Consider the following 19,598-nt stretch of genomic DNA (forward strand, 5'->3'; position numbering starts at 1 on the left):
TGGTAACTAAATTTGGTAACTCAATGATCAGTAACCAAGGATAATTTAGCTAATACCGCGATTGATTGTTTTGAAATCGTCTATACTGAAAATAGTAGGGAAAACAAATTAAGAGCTAACCGCCACCTACGTGCTTTAAAATCGAACTTTTCTGTATTGTTCCGGTGCGGAGGGGCATCCCGTATCGTTAATAAAGCTTGCCGAGTATCCGAACCGATAGGTGGAGTTGGCAAGAAGCCCACACTGACTCGTTGAGTTCAGTGTGGGAGTATGTCACTAACTCCAGCAATAATTGCCCAATGATAAGAAAAATTTTAATATCTGTAGCTGGTCGGGGACTGTGTGAAGAAATGTTCAACATGTTGGCCGAAATCCCTGCCATACAACAGGCATCGGTCACAGTTCTACATGTCGTGCGTCCTCAAGTCACAGCTGAAGCCATGTCAGCTAAGTTAGAAGAGGGGGGTAAGATTTTAGCAGATGCGGTCAAGTCGTTAAAAGTTGACCCCAGCAAAATCACTCCCAGACTCAAACAGGGAGACCCTAAAAATATCGTTACCCAAGTGGCAGACGAAGAGGAAACCGACCTGATTATTATGGGTTCGAGAGGACTAACTCGCCTAGAAGCGATTTTGGAAAACTCCGTTAGCCAATATGTGTTCCAATTGTCCTCCCGCCCGATGTTGTTGGTCAAAGACGATGTCTACGTCAAACAAATCAGACGGGTTATGGTCGCAATGGATAAATCTGATGCTGCTCAAAATTCCTTCGAGTTGGCTCTATCTCTAGTGCGAGACATGAAGAATGCTCAACTATATCTAGCTCGTGTCATCCCCGAAGCCAAACCTGATCAACTGATGAGCAATGCTGAAGCAGACCCAGTGCTTGCAGAAGCAGCAGCAAAAGCCAAAAGGCAAGGTGTTTCTTACCGTTGTGTTCTAAGTGGCGGTAAACCCGGACCAGGAATCTGCCAGTTAGCAGAGGACAAGAACATCGACTTGCTGATTCTCGGTTCTCCTGACCGTCGTCCTTCTATCGCCAAGAGTTTAGTAGATTTAGATCGATTACTGGGTAATTCTTTATCAGACTACGTCAGAGTCAAAGCCAATTGCCCAGTGTTGTTATCACGCACAACTACTTGAAGCAGTCAGTTATTAGCCATTAGCCATTAGTCATTTGTCATGTAAGCATTCAGCCGTCAGCTATCAGCTATCAGCTATTAGCGAGTAGGCGCTTTAACTGCACGGAGTCGGATGAGTAAACGAGCAGGGATTTTCAACCAGCCATACTAGTTCGTAAGCTTGTTTACTACCGCCCGTTGATTAGTTAATTAGCTGACGGCTGACGGCTGATAGCTGAATGCTTACTTTGTCATTAGTATTGCCAGTAAACCTCTTGTTGCTTACAAGTTGCTTAAAAAGGGTTTATGATCAAGGCTTAATGAGAAAAAGTTAATGACTAACTATTTAAACTTCCACGTACTTTAGCTTCCATGCACTTTAGTCGTGGGAGATATACTCGTAAATCCGGTAACCATCACTTACAATCCAGCCTAGTTTAGTGGCGGGAAAAGTGAAATTAACCGTTGTTTAATTCTAATTAATTAAACAACCTTATACAAAAAATACCTTAGACTTTTATCCTGGGAAGAATCCCACCCTGACCTTTAGCTAAGGAGCAATGCTTGCGCTTTTGGTACAGGCGTGGGGATTATCACCAGATCAGCTAACTATTTTCCTGCGCCTTCACGGCTCGCAGTTTGGATATAAAGAATTAGCAGGAAAACCGCCGGAACCAGCACAAACAGGATGCTGGCAACAAACCCTAGATCGTTAACTTGCATGATTATTAGTTCCTCTAAATCGTTTTTAACCCACCAGCTATAGGATACCATTAACACGGCTGGTAGAAATAGAAGATAGAAATCGAAGCCTGGCAGGAGGAAATCCGGCTAATGGTAGATAAGCGCGTTGATAATACTGGTGAGATACAGTCAATTATCTTAGCTCTACTCCCTACTCCCTACTCCCTACTCCCTGGCCTTTGGGCCACGCTACGCGAACAAACCCAGGACGAAAGCACCTCATCCAATTGATAAATCCTACAAACCCTATGTACACCTCTATATAACGAGCGGTATTCAGCTGACAATCCCTCGCCAGCTAGCCCTTAAAATCCCTTGGTAGGTTAGATGGCAGCAGATGGGGATTTGCTCTTAAGGGTTGGTTTAGTTTTCACACTCACCGGTCCATTCACCAAGACTTGACAGGCTAATCGGTAAGTATCTGGCTTTTTCTTGAGTTTCCGATTTTCCACCTCAGTTCTAGGGGATAGATTTTCTATGCCTGCCACAATTTCCACAATACAGGTCCCACATTGACCATAACCGCCACAGTTCACCAGCTTGCCCCGAAACGTGTAGAGATCTATGCGATTTTGCAGCATTTTCTCTCGTAAGTTCGCTCCATTGGCAGCAATGACTTCTTGGTCTTCCTTGACAAATTTGATATTAGCCATGATTTGTCCCAAGTCTGATCTTATTTTCTGATAGTATTACTATTTTATTAAGGAATGTTAAAAAAATAAGCATCCCTGGTTAATGGTTCATGGCTAAGTTAGCCATAAACCGTTAACCATAAACCATAGGAGTTACTCTGTCAATTTAGTTTTGAGAGTTAGAGCAAGGTTAATGGTATTAGATGTTAGGGGTTAGTTTTTAACGCCTAATACCTAGTGCCTAATACCTAGTGCCTAATACCTAGTGCCTAATACCTAGTGCCTAATACCTGGGGTCTAATTAGGACAAGCCTAGTCTACCCCTTAATTCAATTTTGATGGAATACTACGGAATATCACTAATTTTACTGTCTGGTAGATTACTCACTCCCCGTTGCAGGTTGGCCAGAGCGCGGTTGTAGTCCAGAATTGCGTTAAGTTGGTTAATCCTAGCCCTAGTAAGGGCGGTTTGCTGGTTAATTACGTCGGTTTGGGTACCAACCCCTGCCTGAAATCGTAACCGAGCTAGCCGGAGACTCTCTTCTGCTACTTCTAGGGCAAAGGATGCCGTTTCAATACTCTCTTCATTGGAGTTTAATTCAGAATAAGCTTCTTCTATCTCCAGGCGTATTTGATCCCGTTGGTCAGCAAAACGGCTTTCTGCTAAGGCAACATCAATATCTTCCTGCCTGGCCCTGGCCATCGCTGCTCCGCCATCGAAAAAATTCCACTGCAATTGTGCCCCTACCGAGTAACCATCACCCATGGTAACAGTATCATTGAAGTTATCCAATAGGTTGATTTGACCGAATACACTTACCTGAGGCCTGACTGCCGCCAGAGCAATGGTACGCTGTTCCTTGTCAATTTTTCGTTGCACCAGTTGCTGTTCCAACTCAGCTCGGTTTTTATAAGACAGGATCAGGCTCTGTTCTAGAGATAAATCCCAAGTTCCAGCAATTTCGATGGGATCGGCTGCGGTAATTTCTGCGGATTGAGATAAGTTTAATAAATCCGCCAACCGACGTCGGGCAATACGTTGGTTACTCAGAGCCTCGGTCAACTGTTGAGAGTCATTGGCTAGCTCAACCTGCTGTTGCAAAACCTCAAATCGGGTTCCTAAGCCAGCTTGTTCCAGTAACTCCGTATCCCGTAGAATCTGAGCGGACTCGGTGACTGCCGCTTGGGAAATCTCAACGAGAGCATCAGCCTGTTGTAAATTGTAATAGAGAAGGGTGACCTGAAGTCGGGTCTGTTCAGAGATGGTTTCTACCTGCAGCTGCTGCAACTTTACCTGTTCCTCAGCTAGCCGGACTTGTGCTGGTCGTTGCCCACCAGTGTATAGGTTATAATTCAAAGTTAGGTCTGCTGTGAAACTTCCTGAAGCTCCGGGATTTCCAGGAAGAAGTTCTGGTGGCAGAGGCTCTAGACCGTTAGCTTCACGCTGTTCGCGAATATCGTCACGATTTGCCTGACCATTTATCTGTTGTTGTGCACTCTGTGCATATTGAATTTGCGCAGTTGTTGTCAAATTGGGATACCAAGCGGCTAAGGCTTCTTGGAGATCTAACTGATCACGTTCTAAGTCCAGTTGCGCTCGCTGTAAGTCCTGATTATTACGCTTTGCCAGTTCTATGGCCTGTTGCAGGGTAATGGGCTGTGTGATATCTATCTGGACTTCCTGGCTTTGGGTAGGAAATGATAAAGGATTGGGATCAGGATCAAGAAACTCTGGCGCTGAGGTTCCAGGGGTTGGTGAGCTTCCAGAAGTTTGTGACATTAACTCAGGGTTTTCCTCTGTGGCAGATTCAACCACCGTATCCTCACCAACGTCTACAGATTCCGATGGCGCTGCTAGCTCAGCCACAGCAGGAATCGACTCCTCTTGGTTTGGCTGATTAGTTGGCGCTGCTAGGAGTTCAGCCACAGCAGGAATCGACTCCTCCTGCTTTGGCTGGTCAGTAGGCAGGATGGTTTGATCAATAATTTCTTGGACTAATTCTTCTTGGACTAATTCTGCTTCTGAAGGTGAGGAATCTACAGAGGGAATAGACTCCTGTTGCTCTGGTTGCTTGGCAGCTGAGGTAGTGTTATTGATGACTTCTACCACTAGCTCCCCTACCTCTGAGTTTGGGGCTGCTTCTGTTAAGGATTCTTGGTTAGGTGTAGCTACTGAGTTATTCTGAGGCTTAGTAACTGATGGTAAATCTTCTGAGGCTCCGGATTCCATGCCGCTCAAGGCAATTGCCGTCCCCACACCTACAGCTAATATATAACGAAAAGTTGGCATAGATTTTACAGTTGATTTTTAGTCTTAGCAGAATTACTTCTCTTGCTCAATTTAGCAACCAATGGCAGGATAATGGCTTGCTATTGCGTTTAGCAAAGGAATATTCCCGGTTTGCATATCTAAATCAGGATTGAGCCTCAAATTGCCATTTTTTATAGGAGTTGCTCTTTAACAAGACTTTATTATAGTGGGCAATGGCTTCACAGTATCCTCATATTGGCAATTTTTTGTTGCAGGGAGAAAAGTGACTAGATGCGTTCGCTTTTAGCGGAAGCTGAGGCCTTTGGCCACGCTTTGCGAACGCTTCATCGCATAACCCCTAGAATAATCTGTCACACATTTCAATTGTGAATAGGGGCTGATCGCTTTTAGCGGAAGCTGAGGCCTTTGGCCACGCTTTGCGAACGCTTCATCGGGAGATGGGGAGATGGGGAGATGGAGACCTCACTTGGGTAGGTTTTTTACATTTGGGCGAGTACGTACTGGCATTGGGAATAAATTTCTCAAAATATGTCGGAAAATCTACAAGAATTTCCACCGATTACCGACCCATCTCCCCATTAGCCATTACCGATTACCCATTACCGATTAGCCATTACCCATTACCTATTACCTATTACCTATTACCTATTACCTATTACCTATTACCTATTACCTATTACCTATTACCTATTACCTATTACCTATCTCCAAAGTAAAAAACCTACCCTTGTCAGGAGATGGAGACTGGGAGATGGGGAGATGGTAGACTCGCTTTTGCATAAGGGTCGCGATTGACCGTAGGTCACGCTACTTGAGGTGGAAATTTAAATGCATATTAACTGACTGCTTGCTGTGATCGTAAAACTGGGTTGACTAGGGATGGGAAGATAGGGAAATGCCAGGATGGAGAGATGGGAATCGAGCAACTTTTTGTCAATCCAGATATCGGGTTGATGGGTTAAATTCTATTACTGAGCCGATGCTCTAGTATCAGTAAGTGGCCTCAATTACGATAAAACTATTCTTTTTTGACCTTAGGTTAGATTGGGGTGGGGTTGAACAGCAGAACAGGTTTTCCTGTCTGCCACACTACCAAAACCTTATCCCTTTTGTGACGATTACTTGATGCTCAGGGTTAATTGTGTTCCAAGGGTTTTGCCATCGCTTTTAGCGGAAGCTGAGGCCTTTGGCCACGCTTTGCGAACGCTTCATCGCGTAGCGGCTCGTACCGAGCATCGCATTCTCTTGCTTACTATCTATTCGGCATTCACAAATTCACCAAATTGTGTCTGCCTAAGGTTTATGGCTAAGGATTAACAGTGGGATAACGTTCTTTCTTGAAACAAGGCGTTAGCAATCCGGCAATAGCAAGGCGTTAGCAATCCACCAATAGACCTTACGCCAGTCAAATTACCTAATTTTTTACAAAAATAAGCAGCAATAAAATTTAGTAAACCCTGGAGCAAAAATCCAGAAATAAACAGACTTTTAAATAATTATTTGTATTTATTAATTTCAGGGTATTATTTATTTAGCCTTAGGTATTTATATGACAACCTGTTAACTAGTGAATAAAAATCCATACATATTTTTTTTCCTGTGCTCTGTTCCCTGTTCCCTGTTTATACACTTGATCCATAGCCTAAGTTTTTATATTTTTTTTTATATTTTTTGATAGTTAAGATTATATAATTAATTCAGTAAATTAAGAGCACCACTGACTCATAAATCATAAATAATGATAAAACCATGAGCTATATATTCTGAATCACTCTGAGGTTAATCATAATTATAAGGGAGTTAAACCAAGAAATAATGAAAAGCGATTAATCACAAAAAATCTTGAAGTATTGAATTATTTTGTATAAGTTTTATAACTTTTTTTATGTCCTGAGTACGGTCTTTTTTTGCAATTAAGGTAGCATTGCGATCGCGTACCACCACCACATCGTCTAAACCAATAGTAACAATCACCTCATCGTCACTACTAGAGTAGACAATTGCTCCTTGAGTATCCAGTTCCACATGATTAGCCATTGCCACATTTTTAGCATCTCCATTATGCAGGCGTTCTAAGGCATTCCAATCTCCCAAATCATCCCAACCAAAGGAAGCTGGTAAAACATAAGCTAGCTGTGTTTTTTCCATCAAAGCGTAGTCAATACTTTTCTTCTCTAGCTCAGCATAAGCCGCCACACCTTTTTCTTCTAAAGGGGCAATAATTTCTGGTGCATGGGTGCGCAATTCATCTAAAACTACCCCAGCCCGGAAAATGAACATCCCACTGTTCCAGCTGAATCGACCAGTAGACAAAAATTCCTCAGCTGTCTCCTGGTTAGGCTTTTCGGTGAACCGACTGACCTGATACACTGGCAATCCCTCAAACGTGCCAGTCTTCTCACCTTGCTCAATGTAACCGTAGCCTGTGGAAGGGTATTGGGGCGTGATGCCTAAGGTCACAATCGATGACTCAGCGGCAGCCAATTGAGCAGCCGCCTTGATAGTTTGCTGAAACCCTTGCTCATCTTCAATCCAGTGGTCAGCAGGGAAAAAGCCCACTACCGCATCTTCTCCGTAAGCCTTAGCAATCTCTAGAGTTGCCCAAGCCACCGCTGGTGCTGTATCCCGTCCTTCTGGTTCCGCTAATAGATGCTTCTGGGGTAACGATGGTAGTTGTTGAGTCACCCCCTCAGCTAACATAGCAGAAGTAATCACCCACAAGTGTTCTCGCCCGACCGTCAGCTTACTCAATCGGTCAGCCGTTGCCTGCAAAAGACTCTTGCCACTACCATCCAAACATAAAAACTGCTTGGGTCGGTGCTTACGGCTCAACGGCCAAAACCGTTCTCCTTTGCCACCAGCAAGAATCACAGGGATGAGAGAGTTATCCATGATGTAGCCTTAACTGTAGTTTTCTGCTACATACTAACCTCACTTTCCCTGATTCAGCTGGTATAGGCTGTAGATTATGAAAAATAGTTAAAGTACTTGTTTAGCCATTACATTAGTCGTTACATTAGTCCTTAAATTAGTCATTTGTCCACCAATTCCTTCATCCCTGTTCAGGGATTGCTGTTGTGCATTGATCACAAAGGACTAATCACTCATTGATGTTCCTAAAAGCGCTTTCACCAGGAGCTTTAGCCGTGGGTAGCCAAAGCGCTTTTTTCAATTAAGCCACTTTGAAGGTAGGCACAATGGTTTATTGGCTTTGACTTATAGACTTATAGACTAATAGGCAAAGAACGTAAGCATTCAGCCGTCAGCCGTCAGCCGTCAGCCTTCAGCTGACGTAACAAAGATTAAACGAATGCTTACTTGTTTTATTTAAAAGCATTCAGCTATCAGCTCTGAGCTGATAGCTGAATGCTTACCAAAGAAGAATATCTTAAACTGTACCCACAGGCTACAGTTTAATTGGATAGCCAACTATAGGCTTGGAACTTGAATCCTTGAACAGTCATCACAATTCATAGGTAGATTTGGATACAGGTGTGATTAATAATGCCTCAGCTTCAACACCCCAACCATCACCCCAAGAGGGTGATACAGGAGTCTCTTACTCTCAGCTTGACCTGACTACAGACCTAGACGCTTCTGTCTCTGGATTAAGATTAACCTTTGCCCCCTATTTGCGGTGGGTATTCTGGAGTAGCGCTTTTGTCCTGACAGCAGTTATTTCTGCGGCTTTGGGAGCCACCTTAGCCCTAGTTACCCCATTGTCGCCCCTGATTAAATCCCATTCTCAACCCCAAAACTCCGAAATCCCCCAGAATCAACCAACTGCTTCTGACCACAAGTCTTGGCGTAAAAGCTTTCCCTACAACCTGTCACGACCGGTGAATATCCTGGTCATGGGAATAGACCGAGTCCCAGATGCGTTGCCAGGTTCCCCAGAGGTTTTTGGTGGTCGTAGTGATACCCTATTGCTGTTGCGCTTAGACCCCAAGGACCACTCCGTGAATATGCTTTCAATTCCACGGGATACGAGAATAGAAATTCCCGGTGTTGGGATAGTTAAAATTAACGATGCCAATGTCAAAGGTGGATCTACCTTAACCGCAGAAGTGGTTAGCCGTACCTTAAATGATGTGCCAATTGATAGGTATGTACGCATTACCACTGATGCATTTCGGGAACTTGTGGACTTGGTCGGTGGGCTGGAAGTCTTTGTGCCTGAGAGGATGGAATATGTAGATGTCACTCAGAAACTGGAAATTGATTTAGAACCAGGGTGGCAAACCTTAAATGGAGACCAAGCCGAACAATTTGCTCGATACCGAAAAGACAATGGTGATATTGCTCGGATACAGCGGCAGCAGATCTTACTCAAGGCACTGCGCCAGCGTTTAGTAACTCCCAGTGTCGTGCCTCGTTTACCAAAAATCCTGCGAGTGATGCAGCAGTATATTGATACCAATCTCAGCTTAGAGGAAATCTTGGCACTGGTCGGTTTTGGTCTAGAGGTTGGTAAAGATAATATCAGAATGGTACTCTTGCCCGGTCGATTCAGCAATGCTGATGAATACATTGCCAGTTACTGGCTGATGAATTCACGAGGGCGAGACCGAGTGATGAGTGAGTATTTCGAGCAAGAACCCAAATATAAGAGTTCATTAAAGCGCCGCCGTTCACCCCATCGGGTCAGAATTGCGGTTCAAAATGCTACCGATGACCCAGAACTTGGTCGCCGTGTTGCCCGCTATTTAGCCAGACATGACTTCTACAATGTCTATTATGTCTCAGATTGGCCTGACCGCTTGTCCCAGACTGAGATTATTGTTCAGCAAGGGGACATAAAAACAGCAGATATTGTCAAAAAAGTCCTGGGACTAGGTAGAGTAGAAGCATCCTCTACTGGTCATCTCAAATCTGAGCTGACGATTAGAGTCGGTGAAGATTGGTTAGAGAGGGAGTTTTAGGCTTTAAGTTTTAAGGAGTCAGGTTCACAAGTGATTAGGGTGATTTGGCGACGCTTATTGGGACTAATTTTAGTTCTTGTTATGGCTTGGCTATGGGTGCTTTTATCGGCTACTCCTGCCTATGCTCAGGAGAATACAGTAAATTATGCCCTTACGGATTTGAGTTATCGTGACTTTTCCCATGGCAATTTAGTTCGTGGCGTATTTGCAGGCGCTGAAATGCGAGGCACAAACTTCCAAGGTGCTGACCTGAGTGGATCTATCTTCACCAAGGGAAATTTATTGAAAGCCAATCTCGAAGGTGCAAACCTGACCGATTCTTTGGCAGATCGGGTAATTTTAGACCAAGCTAATTTGACCAATGCTATTTTGACCGATGCAATTATGAATAGCACCAGGTTTTACGATGCCGAGATAACTGGTGCTGATTTTACCGATGCCTTGATTGACCGCTATCAGGCTAAACTGATGTGTGGCCGTGCTACGGGGGTAAATCCTGTAACTGGGATCTCCACACGGGATAGTTTAGGCTGTCGCTAGGCTGAAGGAGTTGAGCTGGGCTAAGGGGTTCCAGAGCAGGATGTCTTGTAATAATTCCTGATAACCAGCCACATTGGGATGGAGACCATCTGGAGATAGGTGTTGAGAGCACCAATCATAACCACGGGACGTCCATAAATCAAAAACGTCTAGATAGGGAATTTGACGCCTCAGACAAGCAAGGCGAGTAGCTTCTTTGTAGCAGTACTGGTCAGCATGAGTGTAGTAAAAACAATCGAGAAAGGGCATTTTCCTTTCATCCACTGGTACCATGCCCACAAATAGCACTGGACAGAGTTGCTGGGCTAGCTCAAGCAGATTGGCTAGTTCTTCCTGGAAACTCTCAAAATTAGTAAAATTCTTGCCATCGGGACGTCCCTTACGGGCTGAATCGTTAACGCCCACCGATAAAATAATGGCATCAGGTACACGGTTTCTGAGTTCACCACGACTGCGAAATTCATGCTCTAGTCGCTTGTGGACTTGGGTAACCCCATCACCCCGAACTCCTAAATTGTAGAGTACATGACCAGGACTATCGGGTAACATCCACTGACGTCGCAGTCGCTCTACCCAGCCGCCACCTTCTGGGTCTCCAAATCCATAGATCAGACTATCTCCGAGGACAACGAATTTCAGGGGAGTTCTTTGGCGCTGATGGAATGACTCAAAGCTAGGAGCGGCAAGTGTTTGCATAGACAAGATTTATTTAGTCAGATAATTGTTAACAACTCGACACACTCTTGATAGCTTAGCAATGGTATGATCTTTTGTATATGTAAAAGGTACATCTACCACAGGAGTCAATCCAAGTACTCTGACCCCTAAGGTAGCCCATCGATGCGATCGCATATACACTTCCCATATACACAACATAATCCCATATGCGCATCATCTTATTTACATACTTATTGACATATAAGTAGGCTGGGATAGTTTGGTAGAACTTCCCAGCCTGGGTTAGATATATAGTTTCGGTATAGTTAGTCGATTCGGTATAGTTAGTACAAATTGACTGTTCTTTCTTATTATTGTCATACATACCAAGCAATGTAAGTAGTAATCACGCAACTTCACAAATTCTTTCACTTTTTGATGGTATATTATTAACCTCAAGAAAAGTTTTATGACTTGTCTCAGGGGTAACCCCTAGTTTAGGAGTGAAGTATGCTAGGGTAGAGGGGGCGATACTGATTTTAACCAGAAAGCAACACATCATAAACCTTATGCTGCACAAAATCTATAACTTTGATTCAATGGACATTCTGCAACGGACGGAGCAGCTAGTAAGTGCAGCTTCTAATCGTTATCGGATAACTGTACAAGTGGCCAGCCGTGCTAAGCGCCGTCGCTTCGAAGATTTTGAAAGTCTAGATGAGCCATCAATGAAGCCAGTGCTGCGAGCAATTGTTGAGATGTCTGATGAACTGACGCAGCCAGAGATTATTGCGGACTAAGCTATAGTGCTGAGTGAGTCAGGGGGTTAGAGGGTCAGGGGCAAGAATAGTTCTTTCACCTAGTTTTATCCCAAGGTTGTGCAGGAATGTTCAATAGTCGTCTCTAAGCAATGTACAAGACTAATAGAATTAAACTAGCGCTAGGTTTAACTATTACTACTTTGACCAGTGGTTTACTATTGCTGTGGGAATCCTACGACCAAGCCCCCGGTGTCTTCCAGCTCCTAGGAGCACAGCCTGCTGTCGCCCAGTTTTTTATTCCCCCAGAGATTAGCAAGGTAGTATATCAGCGTTTACCGGATTTACCACAAGAGAACCAATACATTAGCAAAGAAAGCGGTGAAGTAGCTGCCAATAATACCCTGGTTAACCGCTTAATTCGGTATCACGTCTATGGTAAAAAACGGTTGCCCAATTACCGTTTTGATTGGAAATTGACCATGGCTGACTATCTAGGTGCACACGATTACCTAGTAGCATCCCAGTATCCCAGTGGGAATACCTTAACCGAAAATCCCATGAAAGGGGATATTGCAGCGATAGAACAATTAACTCGTGCCGAACGGGATGCACTAGTAAGCGTTTTGGTCAGCATATTCAATCCCAATCGCACCGAAACTGTTGCACCAGAGTCGAGCACACAACCATCAGCTGGGACACCATCACCTGCCACAACCTCCAATCCTACATCACCTGCGACAACCTCCAATCCTAGAAGAGGACTATCCTTACCTAAACCAGGAGATGCTCAGTTACTCAAACCTAATTGACTTGTCTGGTGAATTGGGCAGAATCACTTTAATGGAACGTCTTGTTAAACATGGAGAAGGCTGGCGTATTGGTTGGGATCCGGAGGCTCCTAACTATAAAGGTTTAGTCGGTGGCGAGGACTGGGCATTTGAGCTAACGGAGTCGGAGTTGAACGACTTTTGTCGGTTGTTGCTGCAATTAGCTCAGACTATGAGTGAGATGGCAAGTGAGTTGATGGACGAAGAGAAAATTACTTGTGAAGCAGAAAGTGATTGGCTGTGGATGGAGGTAGAGGGCTATCCTTCCGCTTATACCCTACGCTTGATTTTGAATCAGGGACGCTGTTGTGAGGGGAGCTGGGTGGCAACAGCGGTTCCAGGGTTGCTAGCAGCAGCTAAGTCCCTAAAAGTATTTTAGTTTAGTTGTTCAAATCTCGAATAGTGTGGTATAATAGATAAAGTTTTCCGGGGCGTAGCGCAGCTTGGTAGCGCACCACTTTGGGGTAGTGGGGGTCGTGGGTTCAAATCCCGCCGCTCCGATTCGGTTTTAAAATTCGCTAGGGTAGTCAGTCCCAATTTGTCACTGTTGTCTGATTAATGTGATCTGGACAAAGTATCTGTGAAAAACTAAAAAAGCGGCGTTGCATCGGGTGCATCTCATATTTGTAAAAAAGATCGGGAGTGTGGGGAGTTTGGGGCCCCTCACAGGGGTAGGTTTTTTACATTAGGGTAAAACATGGGGCGACCCAGAGGGAGAGGAAAAGGAAAACAACTTAGGTGCGCTTGACCTATTAAGAATTAAATTCGCCACGGGTCGCACCTGAAGAAGCGATGCAGCTTCGGAACAGGGGGTTTCCCCCGGAGACGAAACCTAAGACAGGGGAGCCTTTATGGTTGGTAGGCTATGCAGATGCATGGTTAAAACTTGAGGCGCGACCCCGTAATTTAATTCTTCACGCGGAAAGCGCGCCTCCATTGATTAAGGCTCCCCTGTCTTACGGTAACTTCAAACCACTCGCTATTGCATCAAGACAATGATGATTTTGAAGGACAAATTAAGTACATTTTCTTATCCCCCACACCCCACGCCCCACACCCCACACCTGAGGTCTTTGTAAAAAACCTACCCTTATGAGGTTAGGGGGGATTCCTCTTGCCTTGCGCGTAGCGCTATATTACTTCACCAATCAAATGGTTTATAGTCTTTCAGGAACACCCCATAGAGGCGCTCCCCTGCTAACCCGCGCACAATGGGATCATAAACCCGTGCAGCGCCATCAATCACATCAAGTGGTGGACGGAATCCTTGCTGACGGAGGTATTCACGCACAGGATGAGGCTTCTCGTCCGTAATCCAACCCGTGTCAACACTGGTCATATAAATGCGATCGCAAACATAATCCATCCCCACCGTTCGGGTCATCATGTTCAGTGCAGCTTTAGCCATATTAGTGTGGGGATGATAGGGTGTCTTATTACCATAGGAGAATTGACCTTCTACAGCAGAGACATTGACAATATAACGATCCTCGAAAGGAGATGCCATCAGTGACGGCTTCAAGCGGGAATTAAATAAGTAAGGTGCCATAGTCGTTACCAACCAAGCCTCAACCATCTCGATCGGCTCAACCTGGTCAAGTAAGAGTCGCCAGCTATTAACATGCCTCAAATCTAAGGGCTGACCCTCAATGTCAAGGACTCCATCCGGAAAGTTTGGATCCTCCTTGCTGCTCAGACAGAGCTGGTAAAAAGCGTTAAGTGCTGACTTCTTTACCAGAGCCTCTGATTCAGCTTTCACCCATTGCCTGGTTTGTTGATCCAGACTCTCCATCTCCCCTTGGACAAGAGCTTTGAAGTATGCAGGTGGGCGGCGAATGGTTTGGGCAGCATTATTGATAATAATATTGAGTGGGGGAGATGCCAGCAACTGATCGATAAATGCCATCACCCCACGCAGATCACGAAAGTCTAGCCCGTAGATTTCCAATCGCTCACCCCATACCTGTGAATCTTTCTCAGCCAGGTATCGACGGGCGGCATCTTTCGGGAATCGGGTGGTTACAATCACATGAGCACCGTCCCGTAGCATTTTGAGTGCAATGTGATACCCAATCTTAATCCGTCCACCCGTGACTAGCACTCGCCGACCCTGTAAGTCAGTTCGGGCGTAGCGCCGACTATAGTGTTCCGGGGCACAGTTAGGACAAAACTGGTGGTAAAAGTGATGTACACGTTTGTAAGGCTGCTTGCACAGGTAGCATAGCTGGGGAGTATAGAGTTGATCATGCTCAAGGGATACCCCTGCAGCCAGCTGGCGTAATCGTTCCGGCAAGGCTTCGCCATGAATCTGGGCACGAGCCAGCAAAGCCAAGTCATGCTGACGGCGAGCCTGCTTGCGCTGGTGGCGACGCTTTTGTTTGAGTTGCTTCTTCAGTGCTGACACCGCCCGTTCAATAGTCAACAGCTGTGGATTGTCACTGGACATCCTACCCGCTGCCTCCAGCACCCTCAGGCAAATGGCTAACTCCTGCTCATTGAAACTTGGGTGATGGGGTTGGGTAATATCCATAGTTGTATGTACTACACAAGCTGTACTACACAGACAGAATTCGGCGGGGGCGATTCAGCAAAGCCGACTTGTTCACAGCTTAGAAGGCTGGTGTGACTGCCTCTGCACTACGCCCTCTTATAATACAATTATATTACATAATTAGATTAGATGTTGAGATTTAGCACAAAGTTGGCACAAGGGCAAGATATGGGAGTATAGGAGTTTCTAAGTCAGTCAATCAGGATTCATCCACAGGAAACATTTATAGCACTACCCATTCAGATGTTTGACATTTATAAACTCCGAAACCTAGTCCTAGCTTACTTCTGACTTTTGAATTCTGACTTCTGACTTTTAACTTCTGACTTTTGACTTCTGACTTCTGACTTCTGACTTCTGACTTCTGACTTACGGACTTGCGCGTAGCGCTATACCAACCGAGCCAGAGTTCCCTCCATGATAGCGGTGGTTTGACCAGAGACCGTGAATACCAAAGCTTCCCGATAGACTCGCTGGGCAGCATGGTGTTTGTAGTTAGCAGCACCACTAGACACCGTAACCGCTGCTTGAGCACATCTTCCTGCTAAGTTGATTGCCCAAGTCCTCAGTTGTAGCCGTTCTTGAAAAGTCTGATAATCTGCTTGTGCTGCTTCGATCATGGCTGTCTGGCAGCGAGTCAATTCCCCGTTGAGGGATTCAAAAGCATTGTATAGAAAATCCAGTTGCTTGGTTTTGGCAGCCGCTTCTAGAATGTCGAGTCCAGCTTGGGCACATCCTAGAGCCAAAAAACCAGCAGACAAAACTTTTTTCTGGTCATTGTCGTGAATTGCACCTGCTTTAGCAATCGAGACCACACGTTCTTCAGGTAAGAACCAATCCGTAAGGGTAGCACTAACCGTATTGGTGGATTGCATCGCCCCTAATGCCATGGGTTTGCTAAAGGTAATAGTACCACCTGCATCTTGGCAAGTTGGAGTAAATGGCACCATACCGTAAACTTCTCGACCATCAGGCAATACTACACCAATGACAAACTCTTGAAACAAGCTAAACCCAGTAACCCAAGGCACTTTTCCGCTGATCTGATATCCACCATCTACCGGAATAGCTTTCACCGGTGGGTTACCTGTTCGTCGGACTTGGGAAAAGCCGATACCAACTAGCACTTGACCCTTGGCTAATTTAGGAAGATACTGGTGCTTCAACGATTCATTCTCAGAGTAGGCGATCATTGCTCCAGCACTCTGGTGTTGCATTTGCAAGAATGCCAAAGCACCGGAATACCGTGCTACCAGTTGCTGGAAGTAGCCAAAGGTTGTGCTACTTACTTCTAGACCTCCCCAGGATTTGGGAATCCGTAGCCCTAGCAAAGTGCGATTCGGCTTTGCCGACGCTACGCGAACGCTCATCCCCAAGAGAGCCTTTCCCAACACCTCAGGAGCACTATCAATTTCTGAAGCCAAGGGAGCAACGGATTCCCTTAGATAAGACTCTGCTGTCTCTAATAGGGTTTGTTGGTCATTATCGGGATACCGTTTAATCACCTGCATCAACCTTTCTAGTTACTCTGAATCTATAGCGGTTTCTAACCTAAAGAGGTACACAGGATTTTTTCCCAGATCCGCTTGCTACATAAATTTTAATCCCGATACTGTTACCATTCGCCACTGCATCAAGACAATGATCAAAAATATATTTAAAGATATCCTCTTATCCAAAACTACTTCTTCCTTACCCACACTCCCCACACTCCCCACACTCCCCACACTCCCCACACTACTCCCTCTTCAACACATCTTACGACCCTTCCGTCTAGCCGTTGCGCTGGTGCTATCTTGTCTATTAACCCTTACAGGTTGCCATCCGAACCAGTTTAAGACTCAAGCAGCTCAGGTCTCTCAACTAGTGTTAGCTACTCCTAGTGACCCAGCTACCTTTAACGCTATTGTTAATACCTCTCCCTTCGGTGTATTTGGTTACCTCTACGAAGGATTGTTGAGTGAGAATGGCATGACAGGGGAGTTGGAGCCAGGACTAGCTGAATCTTGGGACATTTCCTCAGACCGACAGCAGATCACCTTCACCCTGCGGGATGGGCTAAAGTGGTCTGATGGGGAACCCCTGACTGTGGATGATGTGATCTTTACCTATCAGCAGCTTTACCTGAATCCCAAGATTCCCACAGTTTCCCGAGATTTCCTCCAGATTGGTAGTACTGGTAAGTACCCATCGGTGCGCAAACTAGATCAGCGGCGAGTTGAGTTTACCTTACCACAACCCTTTACGCCATTTGTGAGATCCGCAGGAACCCTAGCCATTCTACCGGCTCATGCCTTACAAGAGTCTGTGCAAGCCACTGATGGTAATGGCAATCCCCAGTTTCTTTCCACTTGGGGAACTGACACCAATCCCCAAGATATTGTTAGCAATGGTCCCTATCGACTACAAAAGTATACCCCTGCTGAGCGAGTCATCCTACAACGCAACCCTTATTACTGGCGTGCTGATGCTCAAGGAAATCCCCAGCCCTACATTGAACGGATTGTCTTGCAAGTTATCTCATCCTCTGATAACCAGTTACTCAGATTTCGCTCTGGGGAGTTGGATAGCCTCAGAGTCAATCCCCAGGCATTTGGGTTACTTAAACGAGAGGAAAAGCGGGGGAAATACACCATTTACAATGGAGGACCGATGACTAGCATTAGGTTTGTCGGTTTTAATCTCAACAAAGCTCGCAATGCTCAGGGAAAACCTTTCGTAGACCCGATCAAGTCTCGTTGGTTCAATACCTTGGCCTTTCGACAAGCGGTAGCCTATGCTATTGACCGGGAAAGGATGAAAACTAATATTTATCGGGGACTCGGTGAAGTACAACATTCCCCCATTGCTGTCCAAAGTCCCTATTACCTGTCCCCAGAAGAAGGGTTAAAAGTCTACAACTATCAACCCCAAAAAGCAAAACAATTACTATTAGAGGCTGGTTTCAGATATAACTCCCAAAATCAGCTGCTGGATTGGGATGGCAACCGGGTAAAATTCACTCTGCTGGTGAAATCAGAGGATAAGTCCCGAGTAGACGCAGCGATTCAGATTAAACAAGACTTGAGCCAAATTGGGATAGAAGCAGATTTGCAGGTACTCAGCTTCAACCTTGTGCTCAGAAAGCTCCTATCGACTCGAGATTGGGAGTGTTATGTGGGTGCATTTGGAGCAGGAGTAAATGAGCCTCACAATGTATTTGTGTTCTGGTACAGTGGAGGCTCGTTTCATCAATTTAATCAAGGTCCTCAACCCGGACAACCACCACTGGCAGGATGGGAAGTGTCTGACTGGGAGCAAGAGATTGACCGTCTGTTCAATGCTGGGATAAAAGAACTTGATCAGAGCAAACGCAAAGCCATTTATGGTCGATTCCAGGAAATTGTTGCCGAGGAGTTGCCCGTGTTTTTCCTGGTCAATTCACTATACTTTCAGGCAGTACGCGATCGCATCGAGAATATCAAATTTTCTGCCTTAGGGGGACCGTTATGGAACATTGATGAGCTGAGAATTGCGGAAAACTAATCAAGTCTTGGGTCTTGGGGGATGGGGATTGTGGGGAGATGGGGAGATGGGGAGATGGGGAGAGTGTGGGGGTGTGAGGGCTAATAATTGGGGTTCTTCAGTACCTAGTATGCTAAACTAATAATTTAAGTCGTTAATACACTAAAAAAAATGCATCAAATTATAGCCCAAAATGTAGCTTTATTGAAATTATAAAGATGAGCTATTATTAACTAGAACGAGATCTAAATGGCGCTCGTGGAATATTTATACGAGCTTTGGTAGATACACCCTGGATGAGAAATCATCTTGCATTGGCGGGCTAATATTTGCTTTTGGTAGATATTGGTAGCTAAAAAGTATCGGTCGATATAATCTGTTTTCAGGTTTTTTAAGGAACCCTCACAAGCCTCGATCACCTGGTCATATTTAAGATGATTAGGAAACACTTTGGTAGCATAAACCACTTGGTCCCTTACCTCTGCTAGAGCCTGACCAACAATGTGTTCCGAGTGACCCTGCCCGTAAATTTCTGCAGTATCAACCGTCGTTATCCCCGCCTCAAATCCTGCTCGCAGCCCTTTGATGGTCTCAGCATCTTCAATGCCTACCCACATAGCTTTACCGGCTTGCCAAGTGCCCATGATAATCGGGGTGATTTTTACCTCCGAAGTGCCTAAGGCTTTGGTTTCCATCCTTAACTCCTGTGACATACTCCCACACTGACCTATCGGTTCAGTGTGAGCTTCTTAATTTTAAGCATTAGGCATTAGGCTGACCACTGACCACTGACCACTGACTGCTTACTTTTCACCTGCTCCCATCTCATTCTCCTAACAACTCTTTAATTTCCTCCCGATCAACTCCAGTTATCTTAGCAACTTGTTCGATATCCATCCCTGATTCCAAAAGATTGACTACGATTTGTTTCACTTGTTGCTGGGCTTGTTCTTTTGCTTCCCGTTCCTGTTCTGTATCAGTCAGAAGCCAATTTCCCGAACCATCACACCAGCGTAACCAATTACGAGTTATCCCTGCATACTCTCCCCACCACAATCCCAAACCTAT

The 19,598-nt window shown here is 45.2% G+C and carries 18 protein-coding genes and 1 tRNA gene; 10 read left to right on the forward strand and 9 right to left on the reverse strand.

Features of this window, described 5'->3' with window-relative positions; genetic code table 11:
- Positions 1-299 precede the first annotated feature (299 nt).
- Positions 300-1,142, forward strand: coding sequence for a universal stress protein (locus tag F6K63_RS02150; RefSeq protein ID WP_008191600.1), 843 nt, complete (start codon positions 300-302; stop codon positions 1,140-1,142).
- A 587-nt stretch (positions 1,143-1,729) separates the two neighbouring features.
- Here F6K63_RS02150 and psbM read toward each other — a convergent pair.
- Positions 1,730-1,843, reverse strand: a complete 114-nt coding sequence (psbM, locus tag F6K63_RS02155) for a photosystem II reaction center protein PsbM (protein ID WP_071107825.1) — start codon at positions 1,841-1,843, stop codon at positions 1,730-1,732.
- Positions 1,844-1,954: 111 nt separating this feature from the next.
- On the opposite strand from psbM, the gene F6K63_RS02160 reads away from it, so the two are divergent.
- On the forward strand, positions 1,955-2,095 hold the full coding sequence (locus F6K63_RS02160) for a hypothetical protein (protein ID WP_154659991.1): 141 nt from the start codon (positions 1,955-1,957) through the stop codon (positions 2,093-2,095).
- Between the two features lie 92 nt (positions 2,096-2,187).
- Here the strand turns inward: F6K63_RS02160 and F6K63_RS02165 are convergent, their stop codons facing one another.
- Both F6K63_RS02165 and F6K63_RS02170 read right to left on the reverse strand, forming a co-directional pair.
- The gene (locus tag F6K63_RS02165; protein ID WP_008191595.1) at positions 2,188-2,517 is read right to left on the reverse strand and encodes a 2Fe-2S iron-sulfur cluster-binding protein; all 330 of its coding nucleotides are present in this window, start codon (positions 2,515-2,517) and stop codon (positions 2,188-2,190) included.
- A gap of 325 nt (positions 2,518-2,842) precedes the next feature.
- The gene (locus F6K63_RS02170; protein ID WP_287310586.1) at positions 2,843-4,786 is read right to left on the reverse strand and encodes a TolC family protein; all 1,944 of its coding nucleotides are present in this window, start codon (positions 4,784-4,786) and stop codon (positions 2,843-2,845) included.
- Between the two features lie 419 nt (positions 4,787-5,205).
- Here F6K63_RS02170 and F6K63_RS02175 point away from each other — a divergent pair, with 419 nt between their 5' ends.
- Positions 5,206-5,484: a hypothetical protein gene (locus F6K63_RS02175; RefSeq protein ID WP_287310588.1), complete on the forward strand. Its 279-nt coding sequence runs from the start codon at positions 5,206-5,208 to the stop codon at positions 5,482-5,484.
- Positions 5,485-6,598: 1,114 nt separating this feature from the next.
- Here F6K63_RS02175 and F6K63_RS02180 read toward each other — a convergent pair.
- Positions 6,599-7,660: a mannose-1-phosphate guanylyltransferase gene (locus tag F6K63_RS02180; RefSeq protein WP_287310589.1), complete on the reverse strand. Its 1,062-nt coding sequence runs from the start codon at positions 7,658-7,660 to the stop codon at positions 6,599-6,601.
- A gap of 590 nt (positions 7,661-8,250) precedes the next feature.
- Here F6K63_RS02180 and F6K63_RS02185 point away from each other — a divergent pair.
- Positions 8,251-9,690, forward strand: coding sequence for an LCP family protein (locus F6K63_RS02185; protein ID WP_287310591.1), 1,440 nt, complete (start codon positions 8,251-8,253; stop codon positions 9,688-9,690).
- 81 nt (positions 9,691-9,771) lie between these two features.
- Positions 9,772-10,230, forward strand: coding sequence for a pentapeptide repeat-containing protein (locus F6K63_RS02190; protein ID WP_081431989.1), 459 nt, complete (start codon positions 9,772-9,774; stop codon positions 10,228-10,230).
- Here the strand turns inward: F6K63_RS02190 and F6K63_RS02195 are convergent.
- Positions 10,216-10,926 (reverse strand): GDSL-type esterase/lipase family protein, encoded by a 711-nt coding sequence (locus F6K63_RS02195; RefSeq protein ID WP_287310593.1) that lies wholly within the window; start codon positions 10,924-10,926, stop codon positions 10,216-10,218. The genes F6K63_RS02190 and F6K63_RS02195 overlap by 15 nt on opposite strands.
- Before the next feature lie 530 nt (positions 10,927-11,456).
- Here F6K63_RS02195 and F6K63_RS02200 point away from each other — a divergent pair.
- The 4 genes from F6K63_RS02200 (at position 11,457) to F6K63_RS02215 (ending at position 12,976) form a co-directional block, all read left to right on the forward strand.
- Positions 11,457-11,687 (forward strand): DNA-directed RNA polymerase subunit omega, encoded by a 231-nt coding sequence (locus F6K63_RS02200; protein WP_008191578.1) that lies wholly within the window; start codon positions 11,457-11,459, stop codon positions 11,685-11,687.
- 110 nt (positions 11,688-11,797) lie between these two features.
- Positions 11,798-12,457, forward strand: a complete 660-nt coding sequence (locus F6K63_RS02205) for a hypothetical protein (RefSeq protein ID WP_287310594.1) — start codon at positions 11,798-11,800, stop codon at positions 12,455-12,457.
- 31 nt (positions 12,458-12,488) lie between these two features.
- On the forward strand, positions 12,489-12,854 hold the full coding sequence (locus F6K63_RS02210; RefSeq protein WP_070393104.1) for a DUF1818 family protein: 366 nt from the start codon (positions 12,489-12,491) through the stop codon (positions 12,852-12,854).
- Between the two features lie 48 nt (positions 12,855-12,902).
- Positions 12,903-12,976, forward strand: a tRNA-Pro gene (locus F6K63_RS02215).
- A gap of 640 nt (positions 12,977-13,616) precedes the next feature.
- On the opposite strand, the gene F6K63_RS02220 is transcribed toward F6K63_RS02215, so the two are convergent.
- Both F6K63_RS02220 and F6K63_RS02225 read right to left on the reverse strand, forming a co-directional pair.
- The gene (locus F6K63_RS02220) at positions 13,617-15,005 is read right to left on the reverse strand and encodes an SDR family NAD(P)-dependent oxidoreductase (protein WP_287310596.1); all 1,389 of its coding nucleotides are present in this window, start codon (positions 15,003-15,005) and stop codon (positions 13,617-13,619) included.
- Positions 15,006-15,415: 410 nt separating this feature from the next.
- Positions 15,416-16,537, reverse strand: coding sequence for an acyl-CoA dehydrogenase family protein (locus tag F6K63_RS02225; RefSeq protein ID WP_287310716.1), 1,122 nt, complete (start codon positions 16,535-16,537; stop codon positions 15,416-15,418).
- Positions 16,538-16,667: 130 nt separating this feature from the next.
- Between F6K63_RS02225 and F6K63_RS02230 the strand changes: the two genes are divergently transcribed.
- Positions 16,668-18,551: an ABC transporter substrate-binding protein gene (locus tag F6K63_RS02230; protein WP_287310598.1), complete on the forward strand. Its 1,884-nt coding sequence runs from the start codon at positions 16,668-16,670 to the stop codon at positions 18,549-18,551.
- 224 nt (positions 18,552-18,775) lie between these two features.
- On the opposite strand, the gene F6K63_RS02235 is transcribed toward F6K63_RS02230, so the two are convergent.
- Positions 18,776-19,225, reverse strand: coding sequence for an aldo/keto reductase (locus F6K63_RS02235; RefSeq protein WP_353812779.1), 450 nt, complete (start codon positions 19,223-19,225; stop codon positions 18,776-18,778).
- A 130-nt stretch (positions 19,226-19,355) separates the two neighbouring features.
- Positions 19,356-19,598: Rpn/YhgA-type helix-turn-helix domain-containing protein (locus F6K63_RS02240; RefSeq protein WP_502708270.1), on the reverse strand; the 243-nt coding region annotated here is incomplete at its 5' end.

The organism is Moorena sp. SIO1G6 (assembly GCF_010672795.1).
In the GTDB taxonomy this organism is placed as follows: domain Bacteria; phylum Cyanobacteriota; class Cyanobacteriia; order Cyanobacteriales; family Coleofasciculaceae; genus Moorena; species Moorena producens.